This window comes from Neolewinella marina (assembly GCF_002631205.1).
Lineage (GTDB): Bacteria > Bacteroidota > Bacteroidia > Chitinophagales > Saprospiraceae > Neolewinella > Neolewinella marina.
This window is the reverse complement of sequence record NZ_PDLO01000007.1, coordinates 69,399-85,857: the sequence shown is the minus strand read 5'-3', so window position 1 is coordinate 85,857 and position 16,459 is coordinate 69,399. Positions and strand designations below refer to the sequence as shown.

Sequence of the window (16,459 nt, the reverse complement as noted above, 5' to 3'; positions counted from 1 at the left end):
TGGGCTTATGCGATGGCGGCAAACCCCCAGGCGGGGAGTTGCAGCAGGTTGTTTTCCAGGGTGGCCCCGTTGGAGGCCAGCAAGAGTTCGTCGGCGTCGACCTCGATGGTCAGGGCTTCGTCGCCGTAGTTGCCGCAGGCGGTGTATTTGCCGCCGCGGATGCTCCAGGTGATGAGGGGGCCGGACTGGTCCACGGAGATGTCCGCAAAGGCCGGGGCGGCGGAGCGCAGGTGCAGGGCCCTCCGGTAGAATTCCAGAATGCGGTCGTCCTGTTTCCAGCTGAGTTTGGCGGATCGGAAGGTTTCTTCCGCTTGGGGATCGGGCACGTGGTGCCCCTCGGTCTGAAAGGCGGCAAACTCGCGGGCCCGCCCCTCCCGTACGGCCTTGATCAGTGCCTCCTCACCGTGATGGACGAAGTAGGGAAAGGGGTTTTCCTCACCGTACTCCTCCCCCATAAAGATCAGCGGCGTAAAGGGCGACAGCAGGTAGGTACCAGCCCCCAGGAGGTACTTATCGACTCCTATTCCACCCAGCAGACGGTCGCCCTCCATGCGGTTACCGACCTGGTCGTGGTTCTGCAGGAACACCACCATCTGGGCGGGGGTGATCCCGGGGCCCGGTTTGCGGCCGAAATTGCGCTTGCGGTGGGGGGAATACTGTCCGGTATACACGTAGCCATCCTTCAGGGCACGGGCCAGCTGCTCTACCTCTCCGAAATCCTCGTAGTAGCCACGTACCTCCCCGGTAAGCAGGGCGTGCATGGCGTGGTGGAACTCGTCGACCCACTGTCCGGACATGCCGTAGCCGCCCCGCTTGCGGGACTGGAGGTAGCGGGGGGCGTTCAGGTCGCATTCCGCGATGGTGACGATGGTGCGCCCCTGCGCCTTGCCAATGCGGTCTGCGAGGGCCGATACTTCTTCCAGGAAATGATTGGCGGAGTAATCCTTGATGGCGTGGACGGCGTCGATGCGCAGGCCATCCGCCCCGTAGGTTTCCAGCCACAACCGGACGTTCTCCAGCCAGTAGTTGCGCACCCCGTCGGCGTGGGCGTCGTCGAAGTTGATGGCCGCCCCCCAGGGGGTGTGGTGCTTTTCGGTAAAGACGGGAAAGAAACTGGGCAGGTAGTTGCCTTCCGGCCCGAGGTGGTTGTAGATCACATCGACGATGACGGCGATGCCGCGTTCGTGGGCGGCCCGGATGAAGCGGTGGAAATCCTCCGGCCGGCCGTAGGCCTGGAAGAGGGCGGAGGGTAGCACCCCGTCGTAGCCCCAGTTGCGTTCGCCACTGGTCTGGTTGAGGGGCATGATCTCGAGCATGGTCACGCCGAGGTCGCGGAGGTAATCCAGCCGCTCCTCGGCGGCGGCGAAGGTGCCGGCCTCTGTGAAGGTGCCTACGTGGAGTTCGTAGATGACGGCTTCGTGGAGGGGTTTGCCCGACCAGTCCTCGTCGGCGACCGGGGGCAGGTCAATGACTTCACTTTCCCCGTGTACCCCCGACGGCTGGTAGCGGCTGGCGGGATCGGGGTAGAGCTTGTCGCGTTTGCCGTTCAGGTAAAAGCCGTACCGCGTGCCGGCCGGTGCCGCCACGGGCTCGGAGATCAGGTAGCCGTTCCCTTCCGGCTGCATGCGGTGGAGCGTCTGGTCGTCATCGGTAAGGAGGACGAGGTCGAGGCTTTTGGGCAGTGGTGCCCAGACGCGGAAGCGTCGGTTTCCGTCCGGCTCCGCGGATAGGGGCCCCAGGGGGAGGTAGGGAAAAGTGTCGTTCATGGGGTTTATCGGTTTTGCAGCCGGTAGGCCAGCTGCAGGGCTTTTTTGGTCCACTTGGAGAGCAGTCGCTGCTGGGCCCGGTCGCGGGCGGGCTTCTGGTTGATGCGACTTCCTACCGGGTAAGGATAAATTTTGTTCGTGAGCTTGTCGTAATCGAGGTCCAGCTGGTGGAGCAGCAGCAGTTCCTGGATCATCTCCCCCGCGGCGGGGGCTACCAGGGTGCCGCCCAGCACCTTGCCGCTCCCGAAGGCGGGGCGGCTGAGGTAGAGGATCAGCACCCCTTCCCGGTAGTCGGCGGCCACGGCGCGGTCGTCGTGCTCCAGCGACTGCTCCACGGTTTCGTATTCCGTTCCCCGGGCCACCAGCTGTTGGGGGGTGAGGCCGAAGGTGGCCACCTCGGGATCGGTGAAGGTTACCCAACTGAAGTTGTTGAGCTTGTGCTTGCGGTCGACGGGACTCAGCAGGTTGGTCCACAGCTCCGTGTTGTGCTTCTCGGCGCCGTGGCTGAACATCTCCCGCCCGTAGGCGTCGCCCACCGTGAAGATGGCCGGATTGGTGGTGCGGTAGTATTCGTCGGTGATGATCTTGCCGTCCTTGACGTGTACCCCGGCGAGCTCCAGCCCCAGGCCGGAAGTGCGGACGTGACGGCCGATGGCCACGGCCAGGTGACTGAAACCGAGGCTCCCCTCGGCAAGCCCGCCCCGGGTAAGCATGGCCGTATGTGCGTCGGTGAAGCGGCTCACCTCCGTGTGGTGACGAATGTCCACCCCTTCGGCCAACAGCCTTTGTTCGAGCACGGCGGCCGCGGCGGGCGGGTCGTTCTGTAGCAGGCGTTCGCCGCGGTTCAGCAGGGTAACCTTGCTGCCCAGCCGGCGGAAGGCCTGGGCCATTTCGCAGGCGTTGGGCCCGCCACCGACGACCACCAGGTGATCGGGCAGCTCATCCAGTTCCCAGAACAGCCGCTCATTGTCGTATTGGGTTACCGCTTCGGCGCCGGGCACCTCCAGGTGACGGGGCCGTGAGCCGGTAGCCAGGATGATGCGGGGGGCGGTAAGCTTCCGGCCGTTCACGGTTACCTCCCGGCGGCCGGTGAGCATGGCTTCGCCCACAATGCACTCCAGACCGTATTCCCGCTGGAGGTAATCGGGGGACTCCCGCTCGCGGATGATGTCCTGCCGCTCGCGGATGTAGGCCATCACCCGGCCGAAGTCGGCCTTACCCTCGATTTTGAGCCCAAACCGGGTCGCTTCCCGGGCCCCGGCGAACTGGGCCGCCACGTGGAGCAGGGCCTTGCTGGGTACACAGCCGGAGTTCAGGCATTCTCCGCCGTAGTCGGTACTGGTTTTGTCGATGAGGGCGACCTGCAGGCCGATCGCGCCGCCGAAGCCGGCCGCCCCGAGCCCGCCAGAGCCGGCACCGATCACGATCAGGTCGTGGGTATAGTTTGCCATACCCTCACAAGCCCGCCCACCGGCAGTTTGTTTGCTGGCCTAGTCGGCGCGGCTGACCACCTCCTTCAGCTCCTGCAGCTTCATCATGCACTCAATGGGCGTCATGTTGTTGATGCTCACCTGCTCGAGCATCTCCCGCAACCGCCCGGCCGTAGGATCGGCGGTTTCGAAGATGCTCAGTTGCAGGGCTTCGGCGCTCAGGGTTCCGGGGGCCACCCGGGGGGCGGCGGGTTGTCCCGCGGCGGCGGTGGCCTCCGCCGGCTGCCCCACCTCCTCGGTGATGTGCTGTTGTTCCAGCTGGGTGAGGATGTTGGAAGCCCGGGCAACGATCTCCGCGGGCATGCCCGCCATCCGGGCAACGTGGATACCGAAGCTGTGCTGGCTGCCACCCGGCACGAGTTTGCGCAAGAAGATGATCCGGTTGCCGTGCTCCTTGATGGCGATGGAGTAGTTGTGGATGCGCGGCAAGCTGTCGGCCAGCTCGTTGAGCTCGTGGTAGTGGGTAGCAAACAACACCTTGGGGCGGGCCCTCCCGTTGTTGTGAAGGTATTCGGCGATGGCCCAGGCGATGCTGATGCCGTCGAAGGTGCTCGTCCCCCGGCCGATCTCGTCGAGCAGGATGAGGCTGCGGTCCGTGATGTTGTTCATGATGGAGGCCGTCTCGTTCATCTCCACCATGAAGGTCGATTCCCCGCTGCTGATGTTGTCACTGGCTCCCACCCGGGTGAAGACGCGGTCCACGATGCCCAGGCGTGCCCGTTTTGCCGGCACAAAACTTCCCATCTGTGCCAGCAGGCAGATCAGGGCCGTCTGCCGCAGCAGGGCCGATTTACCCGCCATGTTCGGTCCCGTGATCATGATGATCTGCTGGTCGTCGGGGTCCAGGCGCACGTCGTTCGGGACATACTGCTCGCCCACGGCCAATTGTCGCTCGATGACGGCGTGGCGCCCCTCCTCGATGTCTAGGTCGCGCTCCTCGTGCATTTCGGGCTCGACGTAGCGGTCGCGGTTGGCCGCCTTGGCGAAGCCCAGCAGGCAATCCACCCGCGCCAGTATCCCGGCGTTGCGCTGTACGGGGGCGATGTAGTCGTGCAGCCAGGCCACCAGTTCGGCGTAGAGTTCTTCTTCGCGGAGCAGGATTTTCTCCTCGGCGTGGAGGATCTTGTCTTCCAGCTCCTTGAGCTCCTGGGTGATGTACCGCTCGGCGTTGGTCAGGGTCTGCTTGCGGGTCCATTCCGCAGGCACCACCTTCTTGTACTTGTTGGTCACTTCCAGGTAGTAGCCGAAGACGTTATTGAAGCCGATCTTCAAGCTGCTGATGCCCGTGCGTTCGCTTTCCCGCTGCTGGATGGCGGCAAGCCGGCTCTTTCCGTTACGGGTGACGTCGCGGAGTTCGTCGAGCAGCTCATCGTAGCCATCGGCGATGACGCCCCCCTTGCTCAGGTTGACGGGCGGGTCCTCCCGCAGCTGGCGGTCGATGGCCGCGCAGACGTCCGGCAGGGGATCCAACTGGGAGGCCAGGTTGGCCAGCACGTCGCTGCCGGAATCGAGGAGCAGGTCGCGGATGGGCTCCATGGCGCAGAGGGCCCGGCTCAGGGCGCGGATTTCCCGGGGGTTCACCTTGCCCAGGGGCACCTTGGAGATGAGGCGCTCCACATCGCCGATCTGCTTGAGGGAGGTGTCGAGGTCCTGCAACAGGGGGGGCGACTGTACGAAAGTGCGCACCGCCTGGTGACGCTGGCGGATGGCGTCGATATCCCTCAGCGGCAGCACTACCCATTTGCGGAGGAGGCGGCCACCCATGGGGGTGACCGTCCGGTCGATGATGTCGACCAACGATACCCCGTGGTCGTGGGGGCTGTAGATGAGTTCCAGGTTCCGGATGGTGAAGCGGTCCAGCCAGACGTAGCGGTCGTTGGCCAGCCGCCCGATCCGGCTGATGTGCCGGAGGTTACGGTTCTCGGTGGTTTCCAGGTAATGCAGGGTCGCGCCGGCCGCCATCCTGGCCCGCTCCAGTTCCTCGATTCCGAAGCCCTTCAGGCTGGCGGCCTGAAACTGCTTGAGCAGCTTTTCGGTGGTGTAGTCGGTGGTGTACACCCACTCGTCGAGGGGCGAGAGGTAAAAGCGGTCGCCGAAAACCTGCTCGAACTCCTTGCGGCGGTCCTTGCCCACCAGCACTTCCTTGGGCTGGAAGCTCTGCAGCAGCTTGTCGATGTAGTCGGAGCCCCCCTCCGCCACGAGGAATTCGCCGGTGCTGAGGTCGAGCAAGCTCAGGCCGCAGGCGTCGCGCCGCCCCCGGCCCAGCACTACGCTGGCCAGGAAGTTGTTGGCCTTGTGCTCGAGCAGCTGGTCGTCGACGGCCAGGCCCGGGGTTACGATCTCGGTGACCCCCCGCTTGACGATCTTTTTGTCCTTGGAGGGCTTTTCCAGCTGCTCGCAGATCGCCACCCGGTAGCCGGCCCTTACCAACCGGGGCAGGTACATATCCACACTGTGGTAGGGAAAGCCGGCCAGCTCCACGTCGCTGCCGCCATTGTTCCGGCTGGTCAGGGTGATGCCCAGCACCTGGGCGGCCTTCACCGCGTCCTCGCCAAAGGTTTCGTAGAAATCACCCACGCGGAACAACAGCAAGGCCTCGGGGTGCTTGGCCTTCACCTTGTTGTACTGCGCCATCAAGGGGGTGACTTTTTTCGACTTGCTGTTGGCCACGGGATAGGGGTTTTCGGGAGGGCGAAGGTAACAATCCTACCCTACCAACCGGTAGGCCCGGGCCGCTTCGTTCAGGCTGAGCAGGGGCGCTCCTTCGGCGTCCGGCCGGTTCAGGATGGCACAGCCCACCGCGCAGGAGGTGCAGCGGGTGGGCGCGCAGTAGGCCGATTTGAGCTCGAGCAGCGCCTGGCTGTCGGCGGCCGAGGCCGCCGGCCACCCCAGCTTGTTCCACTGGCGGATCACTGCGTTAGACTCCGCGGGCAACTCCTCCAGCAATTCAACGGCCCGGTCCTGAAACCGCTGCTCGCCGCGCATTTGTCCGTAGGTGAAGTAGGCCGGAGCCACGGCGTTGATCAGGATGGACCGGACGGCCGCCTCGCCCAGCCGGGCCGGGCGCCGCTCCCCTACCGGCCCGAAGCGGTAATGGTCGCGCCAGTAGTTGCTCAGGTGGACTACGAACATATTGCGCAGCTCGCGCACATCGGCCGCCGCCAGGGCCTTGCCGAACAGTTGTCCGCTGCGGTGGTACAGACAGGCCAACTGGGCAATGCGCACGGTGGGAAAGTTGTTGGGCCGCATCCTGAGGAACCGCCAGGCGGTCGCGGGCAAGGGCTGCAACTCGTACTTCGTCCGCAGCAACTGGTATTCCCGCCGCAGCTGCCCCACGTAGGCCACCTCCCCCGCCGCCGGTTCGGGCAGCAGCCCCGACTGGCCGAACAGCAAGGCCTCCAGTTGCAGCAAACTGTGTTTGTGCTTCTGCAGTAGGCGCAGGGGCAGGGACGCGGCAAGCATCTCCATGGCTTCCCCGTTCACCTTGCCGCCCATCACCCGGGCCAGTGTGAGATAGAAAGCCGCTTCCCAATCGCGCCCCTCCGTCTCCAGCCGGGCGGCGAAGGCGGCCGACCGCCGGGTCAGGCGTTCGGCCAGGATCCGCTGCAGCCACAGGGCCCGGACGGGTGCCGTGACGCTCGCCAGCTGCGTCTGGCAGGGCACCCAGTATTCGTTGTGCAGCAGTCGCCAGTAGCGGTTGTGTACCCCGGCCGGGATCCGCTGCCGCAATTCCAGACACGGGATCCGGCTGCCGTCGCGGCGGTACACGGGCCGGTCCTCCTCCAGTACGACGTGGAGGATCACCCCGTCATAAGCCGGATCCCGGTCGTGACCGTGGTCGTACCATTCGCTGCTGCGCAGGTGCATTTCGACCTTGCCGGCCCACTGCAGGCCGCCGATCCGGATGCGGGCGTCGTCGAAGTCGGGGCCGGCGTTGGTGTTGGATACCCCGAACTGCTGAATGGTGAGGGGTTCGTCGGTGGTGGTCGTGAGGTCCCGCAGGTCAAATCGGGCCAGCCGCCACAGGTAGTGCAGAAAATCTTCTTTCATCGCTCAAAGTGGTTACCAATGTCAAACAATTTGACATAAATAACGCCTTTTCGCGATAACTTGCAACTTTTTGTTTTATTTTCTCACCAGGCGGCTGAAGCGGAAGGCGTATTCGTTCTTCCGGTCGGGGCGGTGGGCCTCGCTCCATACCTCCCGCCATTCCTCGGCGGGCAGTCCGGGAAAGAAGGCATCGCCGTCGGCTACCTCAGTGTCGACAATGGTGCGGTAAACGGTGGTGGTCAGGGGCAGGGCCGCCCGGTACAACTCCCCGCCGCCAATGATGAAGGTTTCGGGGGATTCGGTGACCGCCGGATGCCCGAGTGCCTCCCGCAGGCTGTGTACCACCACGGTGCCCGTGGCGGTGAAGAAGGGGTCACGGGTGAGCACGATGTTGGTGCGATTGGGCAGGGGCCGTCCGATGCTGCGGAAGGTCTTGCGCCCCATGATGACGGGGTGGCCGGAGGTGATCCGCTTGAAGAATTTCAGGTCGGCCGGCAGGTACCAGGGGATCTCCCCGTCCTTGCCGATGGTGCCCAGGCGGTCGGTAGCTACGATGGCGGAAAGTTGCATGGCGGGAAGGTACGCCGCATTCTATCCGAGGCCAAAATCTCCCGCCCCCAGCTCTTCCCGCCGCCGGCGCAGGTCGGCGTCGATCTCCGCCTTCTTCGCCGCGATGTCGGCGGTGGTCCGGTACACGCCCACCTCCGTATGGTAGCGGATGCGGTTCTTCAGGTCGGTGGCCCGGACCGTCATGGTGTCCTTTGCCGCTACCTCAAAACCCTGTTCGTATTCCGCCATAACGTAATCGTAGGGGCCAGCGGGGGCAATGAGTTTGGTAAAGATGGGGGCCGTCTCGATGGCAATGAACAGCAGGTTGACGAACAGGACGGCCAGGGCGATGGCCCGGCTGCCCTGGCTGAGGCGGTCCAGGGCGGCGATGCGGGCGGCAAGCCCACCGTACTGGCCGCGGTCGAGTTCCGCAATCTCCCGGTCGATGGTGGCCCGCAGTCCGGCGATTTCGGACTGGGCAGCGTCCCGCCGGGGCAGGTGGGTGAGGCGGGTGGCCTCCAGTTCGGCCTGGGCGGCGGCCGCGCGATCCTGCTTGGCGCGGTAGATCGGCCCCATGTTGCGGATGCCGGATCCTCCAGTACCGTCGGCCTCGGCCAGGGCGGCGGCCGCGGCGGCGTCGCGGGCGATAACTTTTTCGGTCAGCTCTGCCTCCAGGGTGGCCAGATCGGCCTCGTAAGCCGCCATCCGCTCGGCGTAGCGGCCACGGATGCGGTCTTCCTGGGTCTGGAAGACCTCCTGCTCCATAACGACCAATTCGGCGTCGATCTCCTTTTCAAAGATTTTCAATTCCAGTGGCTTGGCGATGACGATGGCCAGCAGCACCGTCATGCCGATGCGGGGCAGGGCCACCAGCACGTTGCGGAAAAAGCCCCGCCCGCTCTTCATGCTGGATACGATATAGCGGTCCAGGTTGAAGATCATCAGTCCCCACAGCAGTCCGAAGCCCGCCGCCAGCCAGTAGCTGTCGAAAATGGTGTACATGGCGTAGCCCGCCGACAGGAAGGCCATGATGCCGGTAAACAGGATGGTGCCACCGATGCCCAGGTACTTGTTCTCGTCGGTCGGGACGCGCTCCAGGGTACGCAGGTCGACGCCGGAGCAAAAGAGGAAAAAAGCTTTGAGGTGGTTCACGGTAAACGGGGATTGGAGGGTGGACGATGGAATCCCTAAACTAGGGGCCTACCCCACCACCTCCCCGCTTTATTGGATAAATGCTAGTAATCCGCGGACGGGCTCCCCCCCGGCCGGAACGGCTCCGCGAAATTCCCGGCACCCGCGCGCCGCCGCCCCGGAGAGCTTGTGCTATATTTGCAACAAATTATTTTAACTTAACCCAGTGACGCGCAGCGCAGATTCGCATACGGTAGACAGTGGCACGGTGTACGCCGACGTGGTGCTGCCCCTGGCCCTGGCCCAGACCTACACCTACTCGGTACCCGAAGAATACGTGGGCGGATTGCGCGAGGGGCAGCGGGTGGAAGTGCAGTTCAGCCGCAACAAACACTACGCGGGCATCGTGCGCCGCCTCCACGGCACCCCCCCTGGCTTCAAAACCCGCCCCATCCTCAGCGTGATCGACGTGGAGCCCCTGCTGACGCGGCAACAGCTGGAGCTGTGGGACTGGATGGCCGACTACTACTGCTGCACCCTGGGCGAGGTGATGACCGCCGGCCTGCCCAGCCACCTGAAGATGGCCAGTGAGACCATCATCACCCTGGGCCCCCTGTTCAGCGACGACATTCCCGACCTGAACGAGGACGAATACCTGGTGGTGGAGGCGCTGACGCTGCAGTCGGAGCTGTCGCTGAAGGACATCCGCGACATCCTCCAGCGGAAAACCGTTTACCCGGTCATCCGCAGCCTGCTCGACCGCCACATCATCCTGCCCAAGGAGAACTTCGTGGACCCCTACAAGGCCCTGGAGGTGAAGTGCGTCCGCTTCGGTCCGGCCTGCCGCACCGAGGCCGAACGCATTGCGGCCTTCGACCTGGTGGCCCGCTCCGAAAAGCAGACGGCCGTCCTGCTGGAATACATGCAGTACAGCCGCACCCAACCCTACGTGCGCCGCGCCGACCTGTCGAAGCGCACCGGGGCATCCGACGCGGTGCTGAAGGCGATGGTCAAGAAGGAGATCTTCGAGTTCTACGACCGGGAGATCAGCCGCATCGGCGGCGAGGAGGCGGTGGCCGAGCCCGGCCCCCTGAGCCCGCAACAGGTGGAGGCCCTGGGCGCGGTGCGCGGGTTCCACGCCGAGGGCAAGGCCGCCCTGCTCCACGGCGTAACCGGCTCGGGCAAGACCCGCGTCTACCTAGAGCTGATGCAGGAGGTGATCAACGCGGGGCGGCAGGTGCTGTACCTGCTGCCGGAGATTGCCCTGACGGGGCAGATCATTAAGCGGCTGCAGCGGGTGCTCGGCGACCGCATCATGGTCTACCACAGCCGGCTGAACAACATGGAGCGGGTGGAGATCTGGAAGGCCGTACTCTCCGGCAAGACTTCGGTCGTGGGGCCGCGTTCCGCCCTCTTTCTGCCCTTCACCCAACTGGGGCTAGTGGTGGTCGACGAGGAGCACGATCCTTCCTTCAAGCAGCACGACCCCAACCCCCGCTACAACGGCCGCGACGTGGCCCTCTACCTGGCCCGGCAGCACGGGGCCCGCGCCCTCCTGGGCAGCGCCACGCCGAGCCTGGAAAGCTGGGAGAACGCCCGCAGCGGCAAGTACAGACTGGTGACCATGACCGAGCGGTTCGGCGGAACGGCCCTGCCGGAGATCGTAGTGGCCGACAGCCGGGAGACCGACGAGAAGGGCAGTCACCACCCCTTCTTCACCCCTACCCTGCTCACCGCCATGCGGCAGACGATCGAGCGGGGGGAGCAGGTCATCCTCTTCCAGAACCGCCGGGGATTCGCGCCGGTGTACTTCTGCCCCACCTGCGAATGGACGGTAGAGTGCCTGAACTGCGACGTAAGCCTCACCTACCACAAGTTCCAGCACCGCCTGCGCTGCCACTGCTGCGGCTACGCCACTCCCCCACCCGAGCACTGCCCGGCCTGCGGGGAGGTGCAGCTCAAGCTCAGCGGAACGGGCACCGAAAAGATCGAGGACGAGCTGAAGATCTTCCTCCCGGAAGCGCGCATCGCCCGCATGGACCTGGACACCACCCGCGGCAAGCACGCCCTCGGTAAGCTGATCGACCAGTTCGAGGTGGGCGAACTCGACATCCTGGTGGGCACCCAGATGGTGACCAAAGGGCTCGACTTCGAACGGGTAGGACTGGTGGGCGTGATCAGCGCCGACCAGCTGCTGCGCTTCCCGGACTTTCGCGCCGACGAGCGCGCCTTCCAGCTCATGCTGCAGGTGGCCGGTCGGGCCGGCCGCCGCGACCGACAGGGGCGGGTGGTGATCCAGGCCCACGAGGGCAGCCATCCGGTACTCACCGACGTGCTGGCGGCCGACTACGACAACTTCATCCAGCGGGAGGCCCGCAACCGACAGCAGCACCGCTTCCCGCCCTACGGCCGCATGATCCGCATCCAGCTGCGCCACCCCCGCCGGGCCACCGCCGAGGAGGGGGCCAAACTGCTGGGCAAATGGCTGGCGCACGCCCTGGGCGACCGCCTGGAGGGGCCCTTCGAGCCCAGCGTGGCGCGGCTGCGCACCTACTACCTCCAGGACATGGTGATCCGCTACTCCGCCGCCCCGGCGGAGGGACAGCGGGTGAAGGAGATTATCCGGCGGGCTTCCGCCCAACTGGCGACCCAGAAAGGGCTGAGCGGGGTGCGGATCGTCGTAGACGTTGACCCCTATTAATTGCTTCTGACGCGGCCGGCGCTGCTGGTATCGGCCACCACGTCGCGGGGATTGCCGCCGTAGCGCACCACCCCGGCCGAGCTGGCGTCGGCGCGCAGGCTGTTGGTCACGTGGACGTTGACGCTGGCGGCACTGCTGACGTCGGCCACGGCATCTTCAGCCTTCAGGGCGGCGGCGTCAATGGTGCTGGCGCTGCTGGCGTCGGCGGTTACCCGGGAGGCCGAGCCGCCCACGGTGATGCGACCGGAGCTGCTCGCGTCCAGGTCGACCCGCTGGCCGGTGAAGTCCAGCTCAATTGTCGCGGAGCTGCTGACGTCCAGGGCCAGGTCCTCCCCCGTAAAGGGGGTCTTGCCCGTTACCCGCGCACTGCTCGAGGCATCCACAGCTTCGAGGCGGGGCAGGGACACGTAGACGCGGATGTCCCGCTTGGATTTGAAGTTGGCGTCGTCGGTGAAGCGGATGTGGAGGGTGTTGCCGATCACCCGGGTTTCAATGAATTCCTGGAGGTTGCTTTCCGCTTCAACCTTCACGCCGAAATCGCGGCTCTGCGTCAGCTCGACCTTGAAGGAACAGCAGGTGTGCACCCCGGTGAAGCCGTCGAGGTTGCGCGACTGGGTTTCCAGCTCGCCGTTGCCCTCCACCCGGTTGCGGCCGGAGAACCAGCTGCCGTTGTTGACTTCCACCTGGGCGGACAGGGAGGTGAGCAGGAGGAAAAAAAGCGAGGACAGGAGGATTTTCATGGTAGTAGTGGTGGTTTGGTCGAAAGAGACGAGGGCGGCTGATGGCGGTTGCACCCGGCGACATCTTTTTCCGGGCGGGAACGTTTAGGGCAGCATGTCGAGACTCATTTTTTTGCTGGCCACCATGCTGTTCCTGGATGGCTACGCCTTTGTCGCCCTGCGCGCCTGGTTGAGCCGCTATCCGCGAAAGATACGGCTGGCGGGGTACGTGGTGTACTGGTCGCTAACGGCCGCGGCACTGGCCTTCTTGCTGGCCAATGTCTTCGACTGGAACGACAACTGGCCGCGCGACCTGCAGACCTACGGGCGGGCCGGGGTCTTCATTCTCTACTTCAGCAAGGTGCCCATTGTCCTCTTCCTGCTGATCGATGAACTGCGGCGAGCGTTCGGCTGGGTGGTGAACCGCCTCAGCCCGGTTACCGAGCGGGACACCGGCCGCTCTCGGTTCCTGAGCCAGGCCGCCCTCATGGCCGGCGGCGTGCCCCTGGTCACCCTGACCTATGGCATGGTGCGCAACGCCTACCGCTACCGCCGCTTCGCGGCCGACGTGCCGGTAGAGAACCTCCCCGCCGGCCTGGAGGGGCTGCGCATCGTACAGATCAGCGACATGCACTCCGGCAGCTGGACCCGCACCACTCCCCTCTACGACGCCGTGGAAATGATCAACCGGGAGGAGGGCGACCTGGTAGTCTTCACCGGTGACCTGGTGAACAACCGCGCCGAGGAGATGCTGCCCTACGTCGACATCTTCAAGGAGGTCCGGGGTAAGTACGGGGTGTACAGCATCCTGGGCAACCACGATTACGGCGACTACGTCGACTGGGAAGATGAAGCGGCCCGCGTGGCCAACCTGGAACAGCTCTACGACATCCACGCCCGCCTGGGCTGGGACCTGCTGCGCGACGAGCACCGCAAGATCGACATCAATGGTCACCGCCTCGGACTCATCGGCATCGAGAACTGGTCGGCCGTCATGCGCTTCCCCAAGTACGGCAACCTGGAAAAGGCCGCCGCCGGTACCGACGACTGCGACTGCAAGGTGCTGCTCAGCCACGACCCCACCAGTTGGGATGCCCTGGTGCGGCCGGACTTTCCCGACATCGACCTCACCCTCAGCGGCCACACCCACGGCTTCCAGTTCGGCGTGGAGATCCCCGGTTTCCGCTGGTCGCCCTCCCAGTACATCTACGAGCAGTGGGCCGGCCTCTACCGACAGGGGCGGCAGAGCCTGTACGTGAACCGGGGGCTCGGCTTCCTCGGCTACCCCGGCCGGGTGGGCATCCTGCCGGAGGTGACGGTGCTGACCCTGCGCAGGGCCTAGGAATTTACGGTTTTCGCTTTATGAAAGCTGCCCGGATCAGGCGACTTCGTGGCCGCGGCCGGCTTCCAGGATCTCGAACCATTCCTGCCGCTCCAGGTCGATGCTGAGGGCCTTGAGCGAGCGGGTGATGCGGTGCTTCTTGGTGGTTCCGATGACGGGCACCGGGTTCGTGGGATGCTTGCGGCACCAGGCCAGCAGGATTACGTCTTCGTCGACGCCGTATTTCTCGCCGATCTCCCTCACCTTGTCGCGCAGCCGGAGCACCTTGGTGCCTTCCCCCTTGAAGTATTCGTTCCCGCCCAGCGGGCTCCACACCATGGGCCGCAGGCTGTGCGCCTGGCACTGGTCGTAGGTACCGTCGAACAGGGGGGCGGTGTGCAGGGGGTGGCATTCTACCTGGTTGGTCACCAGTTCGGTTTCGGACCGCAGGAGGTCGAACTGGCTGGTGGTGAAGTTGCTCACCCCAAAGTGGAGCACCTTGCCGGCCGCTTTCAGTTCGGCGAAGGCCGCGGCGATTTCCGTGGGATCCATCAGGGGGTCCGGGCGGTGAATGAGGAGCAAGTCCAGGTAGTCGGTCTGGAGTTTCCGCAGGCTGCGTTCGGCCGAGGCGATGATGTGTTCCTTGCTGCTGTTGTAGTGGGCCACCCGGTTTTCGGGGCGGTTGCCGGTCACGAGTTGGATGCCGCATTTGGTGACCAGCTGGATCTGGCTGCGCACGCTGCTGCTGTGTTGCTTCAGGGCCGTACCGAAGGCTTCCTCGGTGGTGTAGTGGCCGTAAATGTCGGCGTGGTCGAAGGTGGTGATGCCCAGGTCGACGCAGTGGCCGATCAGGTCGGCCATGGTAACGGCGTCGTAATCGCTGCCCCAGACGCCCCAGGTCATGGTACCGGCGACGATTTCGGACAACTGGGGTCCCTCGGGACTTAATTTTCGTTGGGCTATGTTCATGGCGTAATTTTACGCTAACGTACTGACATGAAATATTTCCACCTCCTCGTAGCGGTCCTTTTCCTTCTATTCGCCTATTGGCAACTCAACGACCCCGACTGGCTCTTTTGGGTAATCATGTACGGTTCGGTGGCCCTGGTGGCCGGCTGGACCGCCCTGGGCCAGCCGCCGCGCCTGCTCATTTTCATCGCCCTGACGGCCGCGGCGGTGTGGATGGGGAGCCTGGTGCCCGACCTGGTGTCCTGGATCAACGACGGCATGCCCACCATTGCCGGACAGATGAAGGCGGAATCCCCCCACATCGAGCTCACCCGAGAGTTCTTCGGCCTTCTCCTCTGCACCCTGACGCTGGGCGGCTACGCCTGGGTCACCGCCTGCCACCGGCTTCAGATGGCCCGGAAGTAGGCCGGAGCCACGGGTACGGTTTCACCGGTCGGGCCCACACTGAGCCGCAGCCCCTGGGCATCGGCCGTCACTCCGACGATGCACCGCAGGTTCACCAGATAATCGCGGTGACAGCGCACGAGCCCGGCTCCTCCGGGCTGGTCCACGACGCCTTCCAGCGATCGCTCCGTCATGGCTTGTGGAGGGGAATCGCGATAGTGCAGCACCGTACCGCCGCCGGGGCGGCGTACGGCGAAGGTGATGTCGCAGTCTTCCGCCCCGGCGCCCAACTTGGACAGTTGCACCCGGCCCGCCAGCCGCTGGTGCTCCCCTTCCGCCCGCAACTGAACCGCAATTCCGCTGATCACGATCGGCAGCAGGCCCACCACTACCGTAGGCACCGTGATGTATAGCAGTACGCGGAGGTTCAGGACGCTCCAGTCGACCGTCGCATTATACACCAGGAAACTGGCCACCGACACCAGCAGCAACAGCACGGCCTGGTCGAGTGTCCAGCGCGCCAGGGTCCAGCGCGGGCCGGTGCGCCCCACCCCGAGCCGTTCCGTAAGCTGGTGGTAGGCCACGGCAATGAGGAAGACGACGGTACCGTACATCAGGGCCGGCAGCACCGGCAACAGAAAGAGGAGGGCCAGAAAAACGAAGAGCGCGGTGCGGCCGTGGCCGATGACGACCGCGCGACCAAAGGGTCGCTCCGGGAAGGGCCGCCGGAACGGATTGCGGCTCAGCATGGCTGGTTGGAGAACAGGCGATACAACTCCAGTCCGCGGCGGTAAAGTTGCTCCACTTCCTCTGGCGGCAGCAGGAAGCCATCCTTGTAGAGCAGGAGATAGTAGCCGATGCCCTCCACCGACCACCCCTTATTAACGGTAAAGTAGTTGAGCACCTCGTCGGTGAACTGGTGGCGGATGTAGCCTTCGTCGGTCCCCGTCAGGCGGTACTGCTTGCTGAACTTCGGGAAGCGGGTAAAGTCGATGTCCTCCCGCCCGAAGAGCTGCCCCAGCTTGTGCAGCAGGGTTTCCGGCTGGAGGCAGAGTTCCGGGAGCACGAGCTGCTGGCTGTGGAGGAAGAACACCGTCTGGTGCACTGCCTGCTGCTTGCCGAAGGACCGGTAGCTGTAGTCGAACAGGTAGGCGTCGTACTCCTTCAGCCCCTGCTGTTCGCGGAGCACGTTGGTGATGGCCGTACGCCGGCCGCGGGCGGCCAGGCGGAAGTCTTCCAGCCAGCGGTCGAGGCCGTGGGTGTCGGAGTCGCTGAAGGTCATTCCCAGTCGGTCGGCCAGTTGCCGGAGTCGCACGGCGCGGTACTGCATGCCCAAATATAGAAAATGCCCGTATCCTGACCGGATACGGGCATCTCTG

Annotated in this window: 13 protein-coding genes; 3 read left to right on the top strand and 10 right to left on the bottom strand. The window is 64.7% G+C overall.

Translation table 11 applies throughout. The features are described 5' to 3' along the window. Window positions 1-5: 5 nt before the first annotated feature. The 6 genes from treZ to CGL56_RS14560 all read right to left on the bottom strand — a co-directional run bounded on the left by treZ (window position 6) and on the right by CGL56_RS14560 (window position 9,007). Window positions 6-1,766, bottom strand: a complete 1,761-nt coding sequence (gene treZ / locus CGL56_RS14585) for a malto-oligosyltrehalose trehalohydrolase (RefSeq protein ID WP_099107309.1) — start codon at window positions 1,764-1,766, stop codon at window positions 6-8. Window positions 1,767-1,771: 5 nt separating this feature from the next. Continuing rightward, window positions 1,772-3,217 (bottom strand): dihydrolipoyl dehydrogenase family protein, encoded by a 1,446-nt coding sequence (locus CGL56_RS14580; protein WP_099107308.1) that lies wholly within the window; start codon window positions 3,215-3,217, stop codon window positions 1,772-1,774. A gap of 39 nt (window positions 3,218-3,256) precedes the next feature. After that, window positions 3,257-5,890 carry a DNA mismatch repair protein MutS gene (gene mutS / locus CGL56_RS14575; protein ID WP_099107417.1) on the bottom strand — a complete coding sequence of 878 codons (2,634 nt, stop codon included), beginning with the start codon at window positions 5,888-5,890 and terminating at the stop codon, window positions 3,257-3,259. Window positions 5,891-5,962: 72 nt separating this feature from the next. Beyond that, entirely contained in the window at window positions 5,963-7,306 is a 1,344-nt protein-coding gene (locus CGL56_RS14570) for a DUF2851 family protein (protein WP_099107307.1), read from the bottom strand. A 75-nt stretch (window positions 7,307-7,381) separates the two neighbouring features. Then, entirely contained in the window at window positions 7,382-7,876 is a 495-nt protein-coding gene (locus tag CGL56_RS14565; protein ID WP_099107306.1) for a dihydrofolate reductase, read from the bottom strand. Between the two features lie 21 nt (window positions 7,877-7,897). Next, the gene (locus tag CGL56_RS14560) at window positions 7,898-9,007 is read right to left on the bottom strand and encodes a DUF4407 domain-containing protein (protein ID WP_099107305.1); all 1,110 of its coding nucleotides are present in this window, start codon (window positions 9,005-9,007) and stop codon (window positions 7,898-7,900) included. A 205-nt stretch (window positions 9,008-9,212) separates the two neighbouring features. Here CGL56_RS14560 and priA point away from each other — a divergent pair, with 205 nt between their 5' ends. Next, complete coding sequence (gene priA / locus CGL56_RS14555; RefSeq protein WP_099107304.1) at window positions 9,213-11,687, top strand: replication restart helicase PriA; 2,475 nt, start codon at window positions 9,213-9,215, stop codon at window positions 11,685-11,687. On the opposite strand, the gene CGL56_RS14550 is transcribed toward priA, so the two are convergent. After that, complete coding sequence (locus CGL56_RS14550) at window positions 11,684-12,427, bottom strand: head GIN domain-containing protein (RefSeq protein ID WP_099107303.1); 744 nt, start codon at window positions 12,425-12,427, stop codon at window positions 11,684-11,686. The genes priA and CGL56_RS14550 overlap by 4 nt on opposite strands. Window positions 12,428-12,521: 94 nt before the next feature. On the opposite strand from CGL56_RS14550, the gene CGL56_RS14545 reads away from it, so the two are divergent. Then, complete coding sequence (locus CGL56_RS14545) at window positions 12,522-13,748, top strand: metallophosphoesterase (protein ID WP_099107302.1); 1,227 nt, start codon at window positions 12,522-12,524, stop codon at window positions 13,746-13,748. Between the two features lie 36 nt (window positions 13,749-13,784). Here the strand turns inward: CGL56_RS14545 and CGL56_RS14540 are convergent, their stop codons facing one another. Next, on the bottom strand, window positions 13,785-14,696 hold the full coding sequence (locus CGL56_RS14540; protein ID WP_099107301.1) for an aldo/keto reductase: 912 nt from the start codon (window positions 14,694-14,696) through the stop codon (window positions 13,785-13,787). Between the two features lie 27 nt (window positions 14,697-14,723). On the opposite strand from CGL56_RS14540, the gene CGL56_RS14535 reads away from it, so the two are divergent. Beyond that, window positions 14,724-15,101, top strand: a complete 378-nt coding sequence (locus CGL56_RS14535) for a transmembrane 220 family protein (RefSeq protein ID WP_099107300.1) — start codon at window positions 14,724-14,726, stop codon at window positions 15,099-15,101. Here CGL56_RS14535 and CGL56_RS14530 read toward each other — a convergent pair. Then, on the bottom strand, window positions 15,083-15,829 hold the full coding sequence (locus tag CGL56_RS14530; RefSeq protein WP_099107299.1) for a LytTR family transcriptional regulator DNA-binding domain-containing protein: 747 nt from the start codon (window positions 15,827-15,829) through the stop codon (window positions 15,083-15,085). The two genes, CGL56_RS14535 and CGL56_RS14530, sit on opposite strands and share 19 nt — an antisense overlap. Then, entirely contained in the window at window positions 15,823-16,410 is a 588-nt protein-coding gene (locus tag CGL56_RS14525; protein WP_099107298.1) for a hypothetical protein, read from the bottom strand. Before CGL56_RS14525 ends, CGL56_RS14530 begins: the two co-directional genes overlap by 7 nt. Window positions 16,411-16,459 lie beyond the last annotated feature (49 nt).

Coding starts and splice junctions, on each gene's coding strand:
- CGL56_RS14535 (WP_099107300.1), top strand. CDS start 14,724: ATGAAATATTTCCACCTCCTCGTAGCGGTCCTTTTCCTTCTATTCGCC.
- mutS (WP_099107417.1), bottom strand. CDS start 5,890: ATGGCGCAGTACAACAAGGTGAAGGCCAAGCACCCCGAGGCCTTGCTG.
- CGL56_RS14565 (WP_099107306.1), bottom strand. CDS start 7,876: ATGCAACTTTCCGCCATCGTAGCTACCGACCGCCTGGGCACCATCGGC.
- treZ (WP_099107309.1), bottom strand. CDS start 1,766: ATGAACGACACTTTTCCCTACCTCCCCCTGGGGCCCCTATCCGCGGAG.
- CGL56_RS14545 (WP_099107302.1), top strand. CDS start 12,522: ATGTCGAGACTCATTTTTTTGCTGGCCACCATGCTGTTCCTGGATGGC.
- CGL56_RS14530 (WP_099107299.1), bottom strand. CDS start 15,829: ATGCTGAGCCGCAATCCGTTCCGGCGGCCCTTCCCGGAGCGACCCTTT.
- CGL56_RS14570 (WP_099107307.1), bottom strand. CDS start 7,306: ATGAAAGAAGATTTTCTGCACTACCTGTGGCGGCTGGCCCGATTTGAC.
- CGL56_RS14550 (WP_099107303.1), bottom strand. CDS start 12,427: ATGAAAATCCTCCTGTCCTCGCTTTTTTTCCTCCTGCTCACCTCCCTG.
- CGL56_RS14540 (WP_099107301.1), bottom strand. CDS start 14,696: ATGAACATAGCCCAACGAAAATTAAGTCCCGAGGGACCCCAGTTGTCC.
- CGL56_RS14525 (WP_099107298.1), bottom strand. CDS start 16,410: ATGCAGTACCGCGCCGTGCGACTCCGGCAACTGGCCGACCGACTGGGA.
- CGL56_RS14580 (WP_099107308.1), bottom strand. CDS start 3,217: ATGGCAAACTATACCCACGACCTGATCGTGATCGGTGCCGGCTCTGGC.